Below are 17022 nucleotides of genomic sequence, written 5' to 3' on the forward strand. Positions count from 1 at the left end.
GCGTAAGCCGATGCCGGCCTCAGGACACGATGCGGACGGCGCCGTCGCGGCGGGGGTCGGCGGCCGCGACGAGCTCGCCGGCCGCGGTGCAGAGGGTGCCCGAGACGCCGCCGAAGTACATGGTCAGGTCGTCGGGGTCCTCGACCTTGACCTCCTCGTGCGAGGTCCCCGGCGCGTGGACGTGGACGCGCGGGTGGTCGATCGCTTCCTGGAGCGTGAGCCCGTCCTCGACCAGCCCGGTCAGCGCCTGGACGATCGCGGTGGTGATGCGGTCGGCGCCGGGGGACCCGATCGCGAGGATGCCGCCGTCGACGTGGCGCCCGACCGTGGGCGCCATGTTCGAGAGCAGCCGCGACCCGAAGGGCAGGCCGTGCAGGCCGCGCGGGTTGAGCTCCTGCTCGCCGAGGCAGTTGTTCAGCCAGATGCCGGTGTCGCGGGCGATCATCCCCGAGCTGTAACCCGACGAGATGGTCACGGCGCACGCCGTGCCGTCGGTGTCCGTCGTCGAGACGTGCGCGGTGGAGCCGGACTCGAGCGCGCCGAGAGCGTCGCGATCGACCAGGTCGAGGAACGCCGCGGCGTCGCGCTCGAGGTCGTCGGTGTGGTCGAAGACCCGGAGCCGCTCGCCCAGGACGCGCCGCTGGACCCGCAGGAGGTGGTCGCGCTCACTCAGGCCGTGGCCCGCCATGAGCCGCAGCATCGCCGCGACGCAGACGCCCCCGACGGCCGGCGGCGGGTTCGTGCCGAGGGTCCAGCCCTCCATCCGCGCCGTCAGGGCGGGACGCACGACGGGTGCGTAGGCGGCGAGGTCGGACGGCCCGAGGAGCCCGCCGCGCTCCAGCACGTCCGCCGCGATGGCGTGGCCGAGCTCGCCGGTGTAGAACTCCTGCGGGCCGCGACGGGCGACCAGGTCGAGCGAGTCGGCCAGGTGGGGCAGCACGAGGTGGTGGTCGGCGACCTGCCCGTCGGGGCCGTGGACGACCGCGTGACTCGTCTCGTCCCAGCCGAAGATCGCCTCGTGCACGTAGTCGAGGTAGTACCGCGAGGCGGCGCTCAGCCAGAAGCCGTTGCGGGCGACGTCGACGGCCGGAGCGACGAGCTCGGCCCAGGGCAGCTGGCCCCAGCGCCGGTGAGCCTCGCCGAACGCCGCGATGGCTCCGTGGGTCGCGACGGACCCGGGGCCGATCGTGATCGTGACGCCGCCGCCGTAGGGGTTGTGCACGTCCCACGTGCCCTGACCCAGCCGCTCGGGCACGTCGCGCCCGGGCATGTCCATCCAGCCGTCGATCGTCACGGGGGAAGAGCCGTCGGGCGGCTGGATCGTCAGGAACCCGCCCGCGCTGGGCGACACCATCCCCACCTCGTTCGCCATCGTGACGAAGGCGGCCGCAAGGGCCGCGTCGATGGCGTTGCCGCCGGCCCGGACCATCGCCTCACCCGCATCCGCCGCAGCGGTGTTCGGGGCGGCGATGGCGACGCTGGTCACGCGCTCAGGGTACGGGTCCGGCGCCGGGTCGGCGCGCTGCGCGGCTCAGCCACCCACGCGGTAGGTCAGGTGGGCGAACTGACCGCGCTGCTCGACGCTCGTCAGGTGCAGCCGGTCGGCGCCGAGTCGGCGGGGCAGCAGCGGCTGCCCGGCGCCCAGCGTGACGGGCGCGACGCTGATCTGGATCTCGTCCAGCGCGCCGGCGTCGGCGAACTGTCCCACGAGGTCGCCGCCGCCCATGACCCACACGTCTCGGTCGCCGGCCCGGTCGCGGATGGCGTCGAGGTGGCGCGTCACGTCGCCGGACACCACCGTCAGGTCGGCGCCCGGGGGAGTGGGCAGGTCGCGGGAGGTGAACAGGAAGGCAGGCTTGGTCGAGATCGCGCTCGTCCAGGCGGCAGGGTCCTTCAGGGCGCCGGTCTCGCGCAGCAGCCACTCGTACGTCGACGAGCCGAGCACCGTCACGCCGATCCCCTCGAGGAACGCGCTGAAGTGATCGGCGTGCTCGGGAGCGTCGGGGGTGCCGCCGTCGACCTCGAACAGCCAGGACAGGGAGTGGTCGCGGTCGGCCAGGTAGCCGTCCAGGGTCGCGGCCGTGTTGAAGACGAAGCGGGTCATGTGTCGATCCTCGCGGCCGGGTCCGACGGTTCGCAAGGACGTCCGCAGGGCCGCGGCCCGACGGGCGTGACGTGATTCGCACGCCGGTCGCGGAATGGTCCCGGGGCCGGGAGCCTTGGAAGAGAAGTGGCGACCCAGACCGACGTGATGACCCGACCCCGCCATGTGGCGCTCGCCCTGCTGGCCCTCGCGCTGGGCGGCTTCGCCATCGGCACCACGGAGTTCGTGACGATGGGCCTGCTGCCCGACGTCGCGGCCGGCATCGACGAGGACATCCCCACGACCGGCCACATCATCTCCTCCTACGCGCTCGGCGTGGTGGTGGGAGCGCCGCTCATCGTGTCCCTGGCCGCACGGATGCCCAAGCGGGCCCTGCTGCTGTGGCTGCTCGCCGGCCTCGCGCTCGGCAACGCGCTGACGGCCGTCGCGAGCGGGTACGTCCCCGTCCTGCTGGCGCGCTTCGTCGCCGGCCTTCCGCACGGCGCGTACTTCGGTGTCGCGTCGCTGGTGGCGGCCTCGCTGGTCCCCGCGGGGCGCCGTGGCCGAGCGATCAGCATGGTGATGATGGGCCTGTCGGTGGCCACCGTCGTCGGCGTCCCCGCCAGCACGTGGCTGGGCCAGGCGCTGTCCTGGCGCGCCGCCTACGCCCTGGTCGTCGTGATCGCCGTGGCCGCGGCAGCCCTCGTGGTGGCGTTCGTGCCGGTGGTGCCCGGCGATCCGCGCGCCACCATCCTCAGCGAGCTGTTCGCCCTGCGGGAGCCCGCCGTGATCGCCGCGTTCCTCACCGGCGTCGTCGGCTTCGGCGGCGTGTTCGCGATGTACAGCTACATCGCGCCGATCGTCACCGACGAGGTCGGCCTCGCGTCCGGCGTCATCCCGCTGTTCCTGCTGGTCTTCGGCTTCGGTTCCGTCACCGGCACGTGGGCGGCCGGCCGGCTGGCCGACTGGGACAACGTCCGCCAGGTCGTCGGCGGTCTCGTCGCGACCGTCGTGGTCCTGGTGCTGTTCCACCAGTTCGTCGAGCTGGTCGCCGTGGCCCTGCTCGGCGTCTTCCTCATCGGCGCGCTCGGCAGCATCATCGCGGTCGGCCTGCAGATCCGGCTGATGACGGCGGCCGGCGACGCCCAGATGCTCGGCGCCGCCCTCAACCACGCGAGCCTCAACATCGCGAACGGGCTGGGGGCCTGGCTCGGCGGTTTGGTGATCGCCGCCGGCCACGGGTACGCCGCGCCGGCCCTCGTGGGTGTCGCTCTGGCGGCGGCCGGCCTCGTGGTGTTCCTGCTGGGCCTGCGGTGGGCCCCGGTGCGCCGACTCCCGCAGTGAGGGCGGCCGGGCGGTGACCCGACCGCCCTCGTCTCCACCGTCCCGTGGAGATCGCGATCGCCGGAGCAGGGATCCGGCGAGCGTCTGCGGTCCAGAGCTGGGCTCTGAGACGTGGGTCACACTGTAACCGGGAGTTGCCGCGCCGTCGAGCGTCTTTCCGTCAGACGAGGGTGAGCGCGCCGTCCATCGGGCGGAGCCACACGAGCGAGCCCTCGCCCACGCCCAGTCCCGACGCCTCGGCCCGCGTCAGCGAGACCAGCACCCGGTCCTCGAACCGCGGATCGGTGGGCGTGACCTCGAGCCGGACCTCGAAGCCCACGCGGGTCCAGCGGGTGATCCGGCCCTCCACCGCCGAGGAGATCTCGATCGGCGACACCGCGATGTCGTGCGGCCGGATCGAGCGGTCGCCGAGCTGGGTGACGGGGCCGAGGAAGCTGAGCACGAACTCGTTGGCGGGTCGGTCGTAGAGGTCGTCGGGCGAGCCGATTTGCTCGATGCGTCCCTCGTTGATCACGACGATCGAGTCGGAGACCTCGAGCGCCTCCTCCTGGTCGTGGGTGACGAACACGGTCGTCACGTGGACCTCGTCGTGCAGCCGGCGCAGCCAGTCACGCAGCTCCTTGCGGACCTTCGCGTCCAGCGCGCCGAACGGCTCGTCCAGCAGCAGCACGCTCGGCTCGATCGCGAGCGCGCGGGCCAGGGCCATGCGCTGGCGCTGGCCGCCCGAGAGCTGCGACGGGAGGCGGTCGGCGAACTGGCTCAGGTGCACCAGCTCGAGCAGCTCGGCGACCTTGGCCTTGATCTCGTGCTTGGGTCGCTTGCGGATCTCGAGCCCGAACGCCACGTTCTTGGCGACGGTCATGTGCTTGAACGCGGCGTAGTGCTGGAAGACGAAGCCGACGTTGCGCTTCTGCGGCGGCAGCTGGGTGGCGTTGACGCCCTCGATCTCGACGGTGCCCTCGTCGGCGTTCTCCAGGCCCGCGATGATCCGCAGCAGGGTGGACTTGCCGCCGCCCGAGGGGCCCAGCAGTGCCGTCAGCTGGCCCGTCGGGATCGACAGGTCGATGTTCTCGAGCGCGACGAAGTCGCCGAACCGCTTGCCGACGCCCTGGATCTCAATGCTCATGGGGTGACCTTTCAGTGCCCCGCCGCGCGCGCACGCAGGATGGAGACGACGATGATGCACGCGACCGAGACGGAGGCGAGGAGGAAGGCGATCGCGTACGCGCCCTCCTGGTTGAAGTTCAGGTAGCTCTCCTCGACCGCGAGGGTCGCTGTGCGGGTCTCGCCGAGGATGTTGCCCGAGACGACCTTGACCGCACCGAACTCGCCCAGCGAGCGCGCCAGGGTGAGGACGACGCCGTAGACGATCGCCCAGCGGATGCCCGGCAGCGTGATGCGCCAGAACGTCTGCCAGCCATTGGCCCCGAGTGACTGCGCCGCCTGCTCCTGCTCGATGCCGACCTCGCCGAGCACGGGCACGACCTCGCGGATCACCAGGGGCAGGGCGACGAACGCCGTCGCCAGGATGATGCCCGGGGTCGAGAAGATGATCTGCAGGCCCCAGCTCTCCAAGGTGGGCCCGAACCAGCCGCCACGCCCGCCGTAGACCAGCACGAGGGCCAGGCCGACCACGATCGGCGAGATCGCCAGCGGCAGGTCGAGCAGCGCGCTCAGCACCCGCTTGCCGGGGAACTCGGTGCGGACCAGCAGCAGCGAGACGCTGACGCCGAAGACCGTGTTGATGACGGTGGCGACGACGGCGGCGACGACGGTGAGCCGCATCGCGTGGACGATGTCGGGGTCCTCGAAGAGGGTGCGCAGGGCGTCCAGCCCGTTCTCGAAGGTGTGGGTGACGACGAGCGACACCGGCCACGCGACGAGCAGGAACAGGTACGCGACGACGAGGAGCCGGACGAGGTAGGTGACCGGTCCCTTCCGGGCCCGGCGCTGTCGCGTCGGGGCGGACGGCTCGGGGGGTGCCACGATCGTGTCAATCACGCCGGGCCACCCGTCGCTGGATGACGTCTAGGGCGACGATGACGAGCAGCGACACGACCAGCAGCAGCGTCGCCACCGAGGCGGCCGCCGCCGGGTTGTCGTTCTCGATCGCGCCGAGGATGCGCACGGAGGCGACCTCGGACTCGAACGGCAGGTTGCCCGAGAGCAGGACCAGCGAGCCGTACTCGCCGACGCCGCGGGCGAAGGACAACGTGGCACCGGCGGCGATCGCCGGGGCCAGGCTCGGCAGGATGATCCGGCGGAAGGTCGTGAAGCGGCTCGCGCCCAGCGACGCGGCGGCCTCCTCGATGTCGAGGTCGAGCGACTCGAGCACCGGCTGGACCATGCGCACGATGAACGGCAGCGTGACGAACAGGAACGCCAGGTACACCGACCACGAGGTGTTGGCGACGTTGATGCCCAGCGGGCTGTCGTTGCCGTAGAGGGACAGCAGGACGAGGCCGGCGACGATCGTCGGCAGGGCGAAGGGGATGTCGATCAGCACGTCCAGGGCGGACCTGCCCCAGAACCGGTCGCGCACGAGCACCCAGGCGATCGCGGTGCCCATGAACACGTTGACGACGGTGACCGCCGTCGCGGCCAGCAGGGTCAGGACGATGGCCCGCGACGTCTGCTCGTTCGTGATCGCGGACCAGAAGTTCGTCCATCCGCCCTCGGTGGCGGTGACGATGACCGCCGCGAGCGGGATCAGGACCAGCAGGCTGAACCAGGTCATGGTCAGGCCCAGCCCGATACCCGAGGTGCGCGTCAGGGTGACGGAGCCGGCTGGCCGGGAGAGGCCCGGCCAGCCGGTCGTGGTGGTGCTCACGAGAGTGTCCTCATCTCTCAGCCGGCAGCCTTGCCGGACTTGGAGATGGACTTCGTGACGATGCCGACGGGCTTGCCGTCCTTGCCGTCGCCGAAGAGCTTGTCCTTGACCTCGCCCCAGCCGGGTCCGCCGAAGTTCTTCTCCAGCGTGATCAGGTTCTTGACGGCGGGGAAGGGGTCGTCGGCGCTCGGCGCGCCCTTGATGTCGGCCGGCTTCACGCCCACCGCGTCGAGGTCGGCGACGCCGGGCTGGGCGGTGTTCAGCGGACGGAAGCCCTTGAGCGCGAACTGCTTCTGGCCCTCGGTGCTCAGCACGAAGTCGAGCCAGTCGGAAGCGACCGGGGACGCCTCCTTGAGGACGGCACCGGGGTTCTCGATCAGCAGCGTGGTCTCGGGGATGACGTACTCGAAGCCCTCGCCGTTCTGTGCGGCCAGGATCGCCTCGTTCTCGTAGGCGAGCAGGACGTCGCCGGTGCCGCTGAGGAACGACTGCGTCGCGTCGCGGCCGCTGTTGGTCAGCGAGACCACGTTGGCGAACACGTCGTCGATGAACTGCGTGGCCTCCTGCTCGGAGCCGCCGTTCTCGGTGATGTGGCCCCAGGCGGCGAGCGCGTTCCAGCGGGCGGCGCCGGACGAGGCCGGGTTGGCCGTGACGATCTCGACGCCCGGCTTGGTCAGGTCGTCCCAGCCCTGGATGTTCTTCGGGTTGCCCTCGCGGACGCCGAGCACGACGACCGAGGTCGAGACGATGCCCTGGTTGGCGCCGTCGTCCCACGTCTCGTCGACGAGGCCCTCGTCGACCAGGCGGTCGACGTCGGTGCCGACCGACAGGTGGACGTAGTCGGCCTTGAGGCCGTCGACGACCGCGCGGCTCTGGTCGCCCGAGGGTCCGTACGACGTCTTGAACCTCGTGCCCTCGCCCTCGTCGGTCTTCGTGAACTTCGCGGCGATGGCCTTGTTGGCGGCCTCCGGCACGGCGAAGCCGACCAGGTTGATGGTCTCCCCGGAGTCGGAGGCGTCCGATGCGCAGCTGGCGAGCAGGGCGGCCAGGGTCAGGCCCACGGCCGTGGTGAGCAGGCGGGGGTGCGTGAGCCGAGTCATCGGCGTTCTCCTGTCGTGTCGGGCACCGGACGGTGCGTCGAGAAGTCACCGTAGGCCGACGGGAGCCGATTCAGGAGCATGTTCATATTGTGGACCGGTTAACTACACAATGAGCGGTCCGCTAGGGGTCGCCGAGCGCCGGGCGACCCGAGCGGTGACCGGCCGACCCGGTAGTTTGGGGGGCGTGACGGACTCGACGATCATCTACACGCACACCGACGAGGCTCCCGCCCTCGCCACCTACTCCTTCCTGCCGATCCTCGAGGCGTACGCCTCGCAGGCCGGCGTCAAGGTCGAGACCCGGGACATCTCGCTCGCCGGCCGCCTCATCGCGGCCGTCAGTGACCTGTTGCCCGAGAGCCAGCGCGGGGCCGACGCCCTCGCCGAGCTCGGCGACCTGGCGCAGCGGCCCGAGGCGAACATCATCAAGCTGCCGAACGTCTCGGCCTCGGTCCCGCAGCTCAAGGCGGCGATCGCCGAGCTGCGCGAGCAGGGCTACGAGATGCCGGAGTACCCCGAGGACCCGCAGACCGACGAGGAGCGCGACATCCGCGCCCGCTACGACAAGGTCAAGGGCTCGGCGGTCAACCCGGTCCTGCGCGAGGGCAACTCCGACCGCCGCGCGCCCGTCTCGGTCAAGAACTACGCCAAGCAGCACCCGCACTCGATGGGTGCCTGGTCGGCGGACTCGAAGACCAACGTGGCCACCATGGGCGTCGACGACTTCCGTGACAACGAGAAGTCCGTGATCCTCGACGCCGACGACACGCTCCGCATCGAGCTGGTCGGCCAGGACGGCACGACCACGGTGCTCAAGGAGTCGCTGCCGGTCATCGCCGACGAGATCGTCGACGCCACGAAGATCAACGTGGCCGCGCTGCAGGAGTTCCTGACGGCACAGATCGCGAAGGCCAAGGCCGACGGTGTGCTGTTCTCGGTGCACCTCAAGGCCACGATGATGAAGGTCTCCGACCCGATCATCTTCGGCCACGTCGTGCGCGCCTTCTTCCCGAAGACGTTCGCGCAGTACGGCGCCGACCTCGCCGCTGCGGGCCTGAGCCCCAACGACGGTCTCGGCGGCATCCTGGCCGGCCTCGCGTCGCTGCCGAACGCCGCGGAGATCAAGGCGTCGTTCGACGCCGAGCTGGCCGACGGCCCGGAGCTGGCGATGGTCGATTCCGACAAGGGCATCACCAACCTGCACGTGCCGAGCGACGTCATCGTCGACGCCTCGATGCCGGCGATGATCCGCACCTCGGGTCACATGTGGGGCCCGGACGGCCAGGAGGCCGACACCCTCGCGGTGATCCCCGACAGCTCGTACGCGGGCGTCTACCAGGTCGTCATCGACGACTGCCGCGCCCACGGCGCGTTCGACCCGTCGACGATGGGCACGGTCCCGAACGTCGGCCTCATGGCGCAGAAGGCCGAGGAGTACGGCTCCCACGACAAGACCTTCGAGATCCCCGCAGCCGGCACGGTGCGCGTGGTCAACGCCGCCGGCGACGTGCTGATGGAGCACGCGGTCGAGCAGGGCGACATCTGGCGCGCCTGCCAGACCAAGGACGTCCCGGTCCGCGACTGGGTCAAGCTGGCCGTCAACCGCGCCCGCGCCACGGGCGACCCGGCGATCTTCTGGCTCGACGAGTCGCGCGCCCACGACGCCAACCTGATCGCCAAGGTCAACGAGTACCTGGCCGATCACGACACCGACGGCCTCGACATCCGCGTCATGTCGCCGGTCGAGGCCACGAAGGTCACGGTCGAGCGCCTGCGTCAGGGCCTCAACACGATCAGCGTCACCGGCAACGTGCTGCGCGACTACAACACCGACCTGTTCCCGATCCTCGAGCTCGGCACCAGCGCCAAGATGCTGTCGGTCGTGCCGCTGATCAACGGCGGTGGCCTGTTCGAGACCGGTGCCGGCGGTTCGGCGCCCAAGCACGTGCAGCAGCTCGTCAAGGAGAACTACCTGCGCTGGGACTCGCTCGGTGAGTTCTTCGCCCTCGTCCCGAGCCTGGAGCACTACGCCACGACGACGGGCAACGCGAAGGCGCAGGTCCTGGCCGACGCGCTCGACCGCGCGACCGCGAGCTTCCTCGAGCACGACCGCTCGCCGGGCCGCAAGCTCGGCACGATCGACAACCGTGGGTCGCACTTCTACGTGGCGCTCTACTGGGCCCAGGAGCTGGCGCAGCAGGGCGACGACGCCGAGCTGGCGTCCGCCTTCGGTCCGCTGGCCGAGAAGCTGGCGAGCCAGGAGCAGACGATCGTCGACGAGCTGCTCGCCGTGCAGGGCCAGCCCGCCGACATCGGCGGCTACTACCAGCCCGACCCGCAGAAGGCCGAGAAGATCATGCGGCCGAGCACGACGTTCAACGAGGCGCTCGCCTCGCTCTGAGCCTGATCACACGAAGGGGCGGCCGGGATCTCCCGGCCGCCCCTTTCGTCTGTCCGCGCTCAGGGCTCGGTCGGTCGCGCGTGGCTCGGCGGAGCGAAGAACTGCACGACGACCAGGCCCACGGCGAACGCCAGCGCCGGGACGAGGATCGCCTCGGACATGGCGTCCGAGAACGGGCCGGCCAGCTCGGCGGGCAGGCGCGCGTCGCCGGTGCCCCGGGACGCGGCCTCGCCGGCGCCGGGCAGGTGCACCGCCAGCCGGCTCGAGATGGCCGCGGCGATCGCGGCGGAGCCGAGCACCGCGCCGACCTGACGGGTGGTGTTGTAGACGCCCGAGCCGGCGCCGGCCGAGGACATCGGCAGGTTGCGCGTGGCGGTGGAGGCCAGCGGCGCCCACAGGAACGCGTTGCCGAGGCCCAGCAGCGCGTTCAGCGCCAGCAACTGCCACAGCGGGGTGTCGGGCGCGATCACCCAGGTCGTGCCGAGCAGCGCGATCGCGGAGGTGGCGAACCCGACCGAGGCCAGGCGGCGCGGGGGCAGGCGGTCGCTCATCCTGCCGACGACCGGCGCCATCGCCGCGGTCACGACCGCCATGGGCACGAAGAGCAGGCCCGACTGGGTGGCGTCGTAGCCCAGCACCGTCTGCGTCCAGAGCATGAACGGGAACGCCATCGCCGTCACCGAGAACGAGACGGTGGAGATGGCGACGTTGGAGACCGAGAAGTTGCGGTCGCGGAACAGCGCCAGCGGCACCAGCGGCTCGCGCCGGTTGCGCGCCTGCCACCCCACGAAGACGGCCAGCACCGCCAGGCCGGCCCCGATCAGCAGCGGCACGGAGATCCAGCCGGTGACCGTGCCCCAGTCGTACTCCTCGCCCTCCTGGATGCCGAAGACGATGAGGAACATCGCCACCGCGCTCAGGGCCACACCAAGCCAGTCGAAGCTGTGCGTGTGCGTGCCGAGGTCGGGCACGAGCCGCATCGCCAGCACGAAGCCGACGACGCCGACGGGGACGTTGATGAAGAAGATCCACTCCCAGCCGGCCGTGTCGACCAGCACGCCGCCGAGGACCGGGCCGACGAGCGTCGCGACGCCGGCGGTGGCGCCCCACAGCGCCATCGCGCGGCCGCGGCTGTCGGCCGGGAAGGTGCGCGTGATGACGGCCATCGTCTGGGGCGTCATCATCGACGCGCCCAGGCCCTGGAACACGCGGGCGATGATGAGTCCCTCGACCGAGCCGGTCAGGCCGCACCACAGCGACGACAGCGTGAAGACGGTCAGGCCGACGAGGTAGACGCGCTTGGGTCCGAAGCGGTCGCCCAGCCGGCCGGTGATCAGCAGCGGCACGGCGTAGGCCAGCAGGTAGGCGCTGGTGACCCAGATGACCGAGTTGTAGTCGGTGGCCAGGTCGTCGCGGATGGCCGGCGTCGCCACCGACACGATGGTCGAGTCGACCAGGATCATGAAGAAGCCGATGACCATCGCCCACAGGGCGGGCCAGGGGTTGTCGGGGAGCGTCCGGTCGGGCGCGCCGGGGGAACTCACCCGGGGAATCTACGCCCGGTTCAGCGGAGCCGCTCGTGGAGGTGGTGGTCGGTGACCGTGCCGTCGGCCAGCCGGGCGGTGCCGTGCTCGGTGCCGTAGTGCGCGAAGCCGAGGGACTCCGCGATGCGCCGGCTGCCGGTGTTGCCCTCGGCCGCCACGATCGCGAGGCGCCGGCGATCGAGTCCGTCCGGATCGAAGGCGTGGTCGACGACGGCTCGCGCGGCCTCGGTCATCACGCCCTGGCGTCGCGCGTCGGGGTGGGTCCAGTAGCCGATCTCGCCGACTCCGCCGGCGGGGTCGTCCAGCCCCATGACGTTGATCGTGCCGAGGAGGCGGTCGTCACCGTCGGCGATCGCCCAGGTCTCGTTGCGCCCGATCGCGGCCTTCCACCATGCGTCGTGGATGTACGCGAGGGCGTCCGCGGGGCCGTACGGCTCGGGCAGGTGCGACAGGAAGTGCCGGGTGCTGGGGTCGGTGCACGCCTCGACGATGCGGGGCGCGTCGGCCGTGCGGAGGGGACGCAGCGTGAACCGGTCGGTGCGCAGGGTCGACTCGCGCCACGTCGTGCGGGGCACCGGGGCGTCACCGAACCGGATTGATCCGGTCCACCCGTCGAGGATCCGGCCGCGCTCCAGCAGCAGGTCGGGCTGGGTGCCGTGCAGACGGAACCCGCACGCGTGCGCGACGCGCAGGCTGCCCAGGTTGCCGACGTGGGCGTGCCACTGCACGGCCTCCTTGCCGGCCTCGACGAAGGCATGGTCGATCGCGAGCGCGACAGCGGCGGTCATGACCCCGTGGCCGCGGCAGTCGGGGTGCAGGCCGAAGCCGATGTCGGCCAGGACGCCCTTGCCGCGGACGTCGACGTTGCCCGCGTACCGGCCCTCGAACTCGATCGCCCAGCACATCGCCACGCCGTCGTTCCAGTTCTTCGGGACGACCTCGAGCGCGAACTGCTCGCTCATGCTGCGCGAGTGCGGCGTGGGCACGGCGGTCCAGCGGACGAACTCGGGGTCCTGCGCCATCTCCAGCGCGCGGTCGACGTCGGCCGGGGTGTGGGCGCGGAGCGTGACGACCCCGTCGCTGAGGACCGGGACGTTGAGCGGCCAGCCGGGGCCCGTCACGTGTTCGTGGCCCGGAACGGGTCGGCGGGGTAGGCCCCCAGCACCTTGATCTCGGTGGTGAAGAACTGCAGCTCCTCCAAGGCGCGCGCCAGCCCGGGGTCGTCGGGGTGTCCGTCGACCTCGGCGAGGAACATCGTGGCCGCGAACTCGCCGCCGACCATGTAGCTCTCGAGCTTGGTCATGTTGATGCCGTTGGTCGCGAAGCCGCCGAGGGCCTTGTAGAGGGCGGCGGGCAGGTTGCGGACGTTGAAGATGAAGGTCGTGACGACCGGGCCGTTGCCGGCGGGTGCGCGGCGGTCCTCGCGCGACAGCAGCACGAAGCGGGTCGTGTTGTGGGCCTCGTCCTCGAGGTCGGTCGCGAGGACCTCGAGACCGTAGATGCCCGCGGCCAGCGGGGGAGAGATCGCGGCGGCCGAGACGTCGTTCGCCTCGGCGATCTCGCGGGCGGCGCCGGCGGTGTCGCCCGAGACCAGCGGCGTCCACCCGTGCTCACGGATGATCCGGCGGCACTGGCCGAGGGCGTGCACGTGGCTGTGCACGGTCTTGATCGTGTCGAGCGTCGTGCCGGCCGTGCCCATGAGGGCGTACTTGATCGGCAGGAAGTGCTCGCCGACGATGTGCAGCCCGCTGGTGGGCAGGAAGTGGTGGATGTCGGCCACCCGGCCGGCGAGCGAGTTGTCGATCGGGATCATCGCGAGGTCGCACTGCCCCGAGCTGACGGCCGCGAACGCGTCCTCGAACGATGCGCACGGCACCGCCTCGGCGTCGGGGTGGTGGAGGTCGATGACCAGGTGGGAGTTCGAGCCGGGCTCTCCCTGGTAGGCAATGCGCGTCACCGGCCCAGCGTACGGCCGCCGCTCGCCGGGTCCGACCCGGTGGGGACGGATCTTTCGACCTTTGGCCCACCTCGGGCCCGGATCTTGGGTCGGTTCGGCCCATATGTGGGCTGAACCGACCCAAGATCGACGCGGTGCAGTCCTGCCGCGCGCCGCAGTTGATCGATGACGACCTGCCGCTCGTGGCGAATCGCGAAGGAGGAGAACGCGAGGGTGCGTCGGCCGTCGATGACGATCTCGTTGGCCCGGTGCAGGTCGTCGCTCCACTGTTGGACCGAGAGGTGGGGAATGCCGTGGATCTCGATGGCCAGGTTGAGCTGGGGCAGCCACACGTCGAGGTAGTACCGCCCCTCCGGGCCTCGCATCGGCGCCTGCCGCTCAGGGGCCGGCAAGCCGGCCAGGACCCGGATCTCGTCGAAGTCGCGTTCGGGCAGTGACTGGATCCCGCCGTGCGCGTCGACGATCGACTGGATGATCACCGCGCGATACCTGCAGGGCCCCCGCCGGCTCAGGGCGTCGCGCATCCGGCGCAGGACCGTCAGGCGCTGCTGAAACGCCGCCAGGACCAGAAGTCGCGCGCGCGATTTCGACTCCGACCAGCTCGCCGCGTCGACGATGCTGCGCTCGAGCGTGGTGACGCGTGGCTCGCGATCCATGACGTCACGGGAGTCGAGCATCGTGCTCCAGTGGAAGACCGCGTCCAGGTCCGGTGCTTTCGACCCCGCCGGGAGGACGACGTGGACGCGGTCAGGCGGGAAGTCGGTGAAGCCGAGCCGGCGCGCCGCGGTGAGCCCGCCCAACGCCGATCCCGCCGGGCTTGCGGCCAGGACCACGCGCTCGAGTTGGTCCTGCGTCAGCGGCCCGTTGTGCGTGACGATGACGCCGCGGGCGGGTCGTCGCCACGTCCCGGCGCGGAGGTGGCGTCGGACGGTCGCGCGGTCGAACCTCGCGATGGCTTGGGCAGTGGTGAGGACGTCGGGCATGGACCGACACTCGGCTGCGCCGCCGCCGCTGGCCATGGCTCAGGTCAGGCTGTGGATGAGGGAGGTCGACGTGGGCCAAAGGTCGAAAGATCCGTCCTCGTCAGGGGAGGCGGGCGGCGGCGGGGGAGGAGTGGACGGTGAAGACGTCCGGGGCGGCCCAGGAGCGGGCGGCGAAGGCGGCCTCGACGCGGGCGCGGAGGTGGTCGACGCGCTTGGGGGGGAGGAGGGCGATCGCGCTGCCGCCGAAGCCGCCGCCGGTCATGCGGGCGCCGAGGGCGTCGGAGGCGAGGGCCGCCTCGACGGCGACGTCGAGCTCCTCGCAGGAGACGGCGAAGTCGTCGCGCAGCGAGGCGTGCGAGGAGGTCAGCATGGCGCCGAACGCCGTCCAGTCGCGGCGGCGCAGCGCGGTGACGGCGCCGCGGACGCGGGTGGACTCGGTCAGCACGTGCCGGGCCCGGGCCTTGGCCGTCTCGTCCGTCAGCGACAGCAGGCCGTCGAGCCCGATCGCGGCCAGCCGCTCGAGGCCCAGCTCGGACGCGATCTCCGCGCACTCGCGTCGCCGCTCGGCGTACTCGCCGGCCGCCAGCTCGTGGTGCACGCCGGTGTCGATGACGGCCAGGACGAGTCCGTCGTCGCCCCAGTCGGCCGGCACGGGCTCGGCCGCGGGCGGGTCGGACCCGAAGTCGAGGTGCACGGCATGGCCGGCCTCGGCGAACAGCACGGCGTACTGGTCCATGAGGCCGGTCGGGGCGCCGACGAAGTCGTTCTCGGCGCGCTGCGCGATCCGGGCCAGCTCCTCGCGCGAGCGGCTCGCGCCGGCGAGGTCGTCCAGGGCGAGGGCGACGCCGCAGGTCAGCGCCGCTGACGAGGACAGGCCCGCGCCCACGGGCAGCGTGGACTCCAGCACGAGGTCGGCACCGGTCACGGCGACGCCTGCGTCCCGCAGCGCCCAGACGACGCCGGCGGCGTACGCGGACCAGTCCGAGAGGTCTCCGGGAGCGACGTCGACGGCGAAGGAGGCACGCTCGCCGCGGCTCCAGACGTTGACCGTCCCGTCCGTGCGGAGGCGGGCCTTGACCAGCAGGGAGCGGTCGATCGCGATGGGCAGCGTGGCCCCGCCGTTGTGGTCGAGGTGCTCGCCGATCAGGTTGACCCGGCCGGGAACCCGCCACCGGCGCACGTCGTCCACGCGCTTCACCCTACTCACAGGCGTCTCCCGCCCCCACGGTGGCGGCTGGCACAATCGTCCCCATGTCACGCCTCCCCCGAGCGTTGTCCGGCGCCCAGCCGACGGCCGATTCGTACCACCTCGGCAACTACATCGGCGCGTTCATGAACTGGGTGACGCTGCAGGACGACTTCGAGGCGTTCTACTTCATCCCCGACATGCACGCGATCACCGTCGACTACGACCCGGCGATGCTGGCGCAGCGCACGTACGTGGCCGCCGCGCAGATGATCGCCGCGGGCGTCGACCCCGAGCGCAGCGCCCTGTTCGTGCAGAGCCACGTGCCCGAGCACGCCCAGCTGGCGTGGATCCTCAACGGCGTCACGGGCTTCGGCGAGGCCAGCCGCATGACCCAGTTCAAGGACAAGAGCGCCAAGTCCGGCACCGAGTTCGCCAGCGTCGGCCTCTTCACCTACCCGATCCTCATGGCGGCCGACATCCTCGTCTACCAGGCCGACAAGGTCCCGGTCGGCGAGGACCAGCGCCAGCACGTCGAGCTCACCCGCAATCTCGCGCAGCGGTTCAACCACCGCTTCGGTGAGACCTTCACCGTCCCCGAGGCGCACATCGTCAAGGAGACCGCGAAGATCTACGACCTGCAGGAGCCCACCAACAAGATGAGCGGGTCGAACCCGGTGCACACCGGCGTCATTGACCTCACGGACACGCCGAAGCAGGCCGCGAAGAAGATCAAGTCGGCCGTCACCGACTCCGAGACCGAGATCCGGTTCGACCCGAAGGCCAAGCCGGGCGTGTCGAACCTGCTGACGATCTACTCGGTGCTCACCGGTCGCACGATCGACGACATCGTCGTCGAGTACGCGGGCAAGCAGTACGGCCACCTGAAGGTCGACCTCGCCGAGATCGTCGGCCAGCTCGTGGGCGACTTCGGCGCCCGCACGCGCGAGCTGCTGGAGGACAGGGGCGAGCTCGACCGCATCCTGGCCGCGGGCGCGTCCCGGGCCCGCGAGGTCGCCTCGCCCACGCTCGACCTCGTCTACGAGCGCTCGGGCTTCGCCCAGCCGCTGGGCGGTCGTCCGTGACCGTCACCGTCGGCGTCTCGATCGCCATCCCGGAGCCGTTCGGCGAGGCGCTGCGCGAGAAGCGGCGCTCGTTCGGCGACATGATGGCCGACCGCATCCCCAGCCACATCACGCTCGCGCCGCCGCTGGTGGTGGAGGAGTCGGGGATCGATGCGATCGGTGCCGACCTGGGTGAGCTCGCCGCGGGCTTCTCGCCGTTCACCGTCAGCCTGCTGGGCACGGGCACGTTCCGCCCGATCAGTCCGGTGGTGTTCGTCGCGGTCAGCGAGGGCATCGCCCAGATCGAGATCCTCGCCCAGGGGGTCCGGGGGGCCATCGGCGCGCCCGACCCGGAGTTCCCGTTCCACCCGCACGTCACGATCGCGCACAACGTCGACGACGCCTCGCTCGACCGCGCGCTGGAGGAGCTGATCGACTTCCGCTGCTCCTTCGAGGTCGACGCGATCCACCTCTACGTCGACGACGCCGACCGCGGCTGGGTGCCCACCGCGTCCTTCCCGCTGGGCTGA

The 17022-nt window shown here is 71.2% G+C and carries 15 protein-coding genes; 4 read left to right on the plus strand and 11 right to left on the minus strand.

Annotated features, from left to right (window positions below; translation table 11 throughout):
* Positions 1-19 precede the first annotated feature (19 nt).
* Both AFL01nite_RS05295 and AFL01nite_RS05300 read right to left on the minus strand, forming a co-directional pair.
* Positions 20-1486, minus strand: a complete 1467-nt coding sequence (locus AFL01nite_RS05295; protein ID WP_246119594.1) for a gamma-glutamyltransferase — start codon at positions 1484-1486, stop codon at positions 20-22.
* 45 nt (positions 1487-1531) lie between these two features.
* Positions 1532-2104, minus strand: coding sequence for a dihydrofolate reductase family protein (locus AFL01nite_RS05300; protein ID WP_146826160.1), 573 nt, complete (start codon positions 2102-2104; stop codon positions 1532-1534).
* Positions 2105-2251: 147 nt separating this feature from the next.
* Here AFL01nite_RS05300 and AFL01nite_RS05305 point away from each other — a divergent pair, with 147 nt between their 5' ends.
* Positions 2252-3427, plus strand: a complete 1176-nt coding sequence (locus tag AFL01nite_RS05305) for an MFS transporter (RefSeq protein ID WP_186813821.1) — start codon at positions 2252-2254, stop codon at positions 3425-3427.
* Positions 3428-3587: 160 nt separating this feature from the next.
* On the opposite strand, the gene AFL01nite_RS05310 is transcribed toward AFL01nite_RS05305, so the two are convergent.
* The 4 genes from AFL01nite_RS05310 to AFL01nite_RS05325 are packed head-to-tail and all read right to left on the minus strand — an operon-like array spanning position 3588 to position 7357.
* A complete protein-coding gene (locus AFL01nite_RS05310; RefSeq protein ID WP_146826162.1) occupies positions 3588-4553 on the minus strand; it encodes a sulfate/molybdate ABC transporter ATP-binding protein in 966 nt (321 codons plus the stop codon).
* 11 nt (positions 4554-4564) lie between these two features.
* On the minus strand, positions 4565-5428 hold the full coding sequence (locus tag AFL01nite_RS05315; protein ID WP_246119595.1) for a sulfate ABC transporter permease: 864 nt from the start codon (positions 5426-5428) through the stop codon (positions 4565-4567).
* Entirely contained in the window at positions 5421-6257 is an 837-nt protein-coding gene (gene cysT, locus AFL01nite_RS05320; protein ID WP_246119596.1) for a sulfate ABC transporter permease subunit CysT, read from the minus strand. The genes AFL01nite_RS05315 and cysT overlap by 8 nt, the downstream gene beginning before the upstream one ends.
* Before the next feature lie 17 nt (positions 6258-6274).
* Positions 6275-7357 (minus strand): sulfate ABC transporter substrate-binding protein, encoded by a 1083-nt coding sequence (locus tag AFL01nite_RS05325; protein WP_146826164.1) that lies wholly within the window; start codon positions 7355-7357, stop codon positions 6275-6277.
* A 184-nt stretch (positions 7358-7541) separates the two neighbouring features.
* Between AFL01nite_RS05325 and AFL01nite_RS05330 the strand changes: the two genes are divergently transcribed.
* Positions 7542-9758, plus strand: a complete 2217-nt coding sequence (locus AFL01nite_RS05330; protein ID WP_146826166.1) for an NADP-dependent isocitrate dehydrogenase — start codon at positions 7542-7544, stop codon at positions 9756-9758.
* A gap of 59 nt (positions 9759-9817) precedes the next feature.
* Here AFL01nite_RS05330 and AFL01nite_RS05335 read toward each other — a convergent pair whose 3' ends face one another.
* The 5 genes from AFL01nite_RS05335 to galK all read right to left on the minus strand — a co-directional run bounded on the left by AFL01nite_RS05335 (position 9818) and on the right by galK (position 15431).
* Positions 9818-11239 (minus strand): DHA2 family efflux MFS transporter permease subunit, encoded by a 1422-nt coding sequence (locus AFL01nite_RS05335; RefSeq protein WP_146826277.1) that lies wholly within the window; start codon positions 11237-11239, stop codon positions 9818-9820.
* Positions 11240-11322: 83 nt separating this feature from the next.
* On the minus strand, positions 11323-12423 hold the full coding sequence (locus tag AFL01nite_RS05340; protein WP_146826168.1) for a GNAT family N-acetyltransferase: 1101 nt from the start codon (positions 12421-12423) through the stop codon (positions 11323-11325).
* Positions 12420-13259: a prephenate dehydratase gene (locus tag AFL01nite_RS05345; RefSeq protein WP_146826170.1), complete on the minus strand. Its 840-nt coding sequence runs from the start codon at positions 13257-13259 to the stop codon at positions 12420-12422. Before AFL01nite_RS05345 ends, AFL01nite_RS05340 begins: the two co-directional genes overlap by 4 nt.
* The gene (locus AFL01nite_RS05350; RefSeq protein WP_146826172.1) at positions 13256-14242 is read right to left on the minus strand and encodes a hypothetical protein; all 987 of its coding nucleotides are present in this window, start codon (positions 14240-14242) and stop codon (positions 13256-13258) included. The genes AFL01nite_RS05345 and AFL01nite_RS05350 overlap by 4 nt, the downstream gene beginning before the upstream one ends.
* Positions 14243-14342: 100 nt before the next feature.
* Positions 14343-15431 carry a galactokinase gene (gene galK / locus AFL01nite_RS05355; RefSeq protein ID WP_186813822.1) on the minus strand — a complete coding sequence of 363 codons (1089 nt, stop codon included), beginning with the start codon at positions 15429-15431 and terminating at the stop codon, positions 14343-14345.
* Positions 15432-15493: 62 nt separating this feature from the next.
* Between galK and trpS the strand changes: the two genes are divergently transcribed.
* Both trpS and AFL01nite_RS05365 read left to right on the plus strand, forming a co-directional pair.
* Positions 15494-16513, plus strand: a complete 1020-nt coding sequence (trpS, locus tag AFL01nite_RS05360) for a tryptophan--tRNA ligase (RefSeq protein WP_146826175.1) — start codon at positions 15494-15496, stop codon at positions 16511-16513.
* A complete protein-coding gene (locus AFL01nite_RS05365) occupies positions 16510-17022 on the plus strand; it encodes a 2'-5' RNA ligase family protein (protein ID WP_246119597.1) in 513 nt (170 codons plus the stop codon). Before trpS ends, AFL01nite_RS05365 begins: the two co-directional genes overlap by 4 nt.

The sequence above is a fragment of the Aeromicrobium flavum genome, assembly GCF_007992115.1.
GTDB lineage: Bacteria > Actinomycetota > Actinomycetes > Propionibacteriales > Nocardioidaceae > Aeromicrobium > Aeromicrobium flavum.

Excerpts from the sequence above, each read along its gene's own strand:
- AFL01nite_RS05300 (WP_146826160.1), bottom strand. The coding sequence starts at position 2,104 with ATGACCCGCTTCGTCTTCAACACGGCCGCGACCCTGGACGGCTACCTG.
- AFL01nite_RS05305 (WP_186813821.1), top strand. The coding sequence starts at position 2,252 with ATGACCCGACCCCGCCATGTGGCGCTCGCCCTGCTGGCCCTCGCGCTG.
- AFL01nite_RS05310 (WP_146826162.1), bottom strand. The coding sequence starts at position 4,553 with ATGAGCATTGAGATCCAGGGCGTCGGCAAGCGGTTCGGCGACTTCGTC.
- AFL01nite_RS05325 (WP_146826164.1), bottom strand. The coding sequence starts at position 7,357 with ATGACTCGGCTCACGCACCCCCGCCTGCTCACCACGGCCGTGGGCCTG.
- AFL01nite_RS05335 (WP_146826277.1), bottom strand. The coding sequence starts at position 11,239 with ATGGTCATCGGCTTCTTCATGATCCTGGTCGACTCGACCATCGTGTCG.
- AFL01nite_RS05350 (WP_146826172.1), bottom strand. The coding sequence starts at position 14,242 with ATGCCCGACGTCCTCACCACTGCCCAAGCCATCGCGAGGTTCGACCGC.
- trpS (WP_146826175.1), top strand. The coding sequence starts at position 15,494 with ATGTCACGCCTCCCCCGAGCGTTGTCCGGCGCCCAGCCGACGGCCGAT.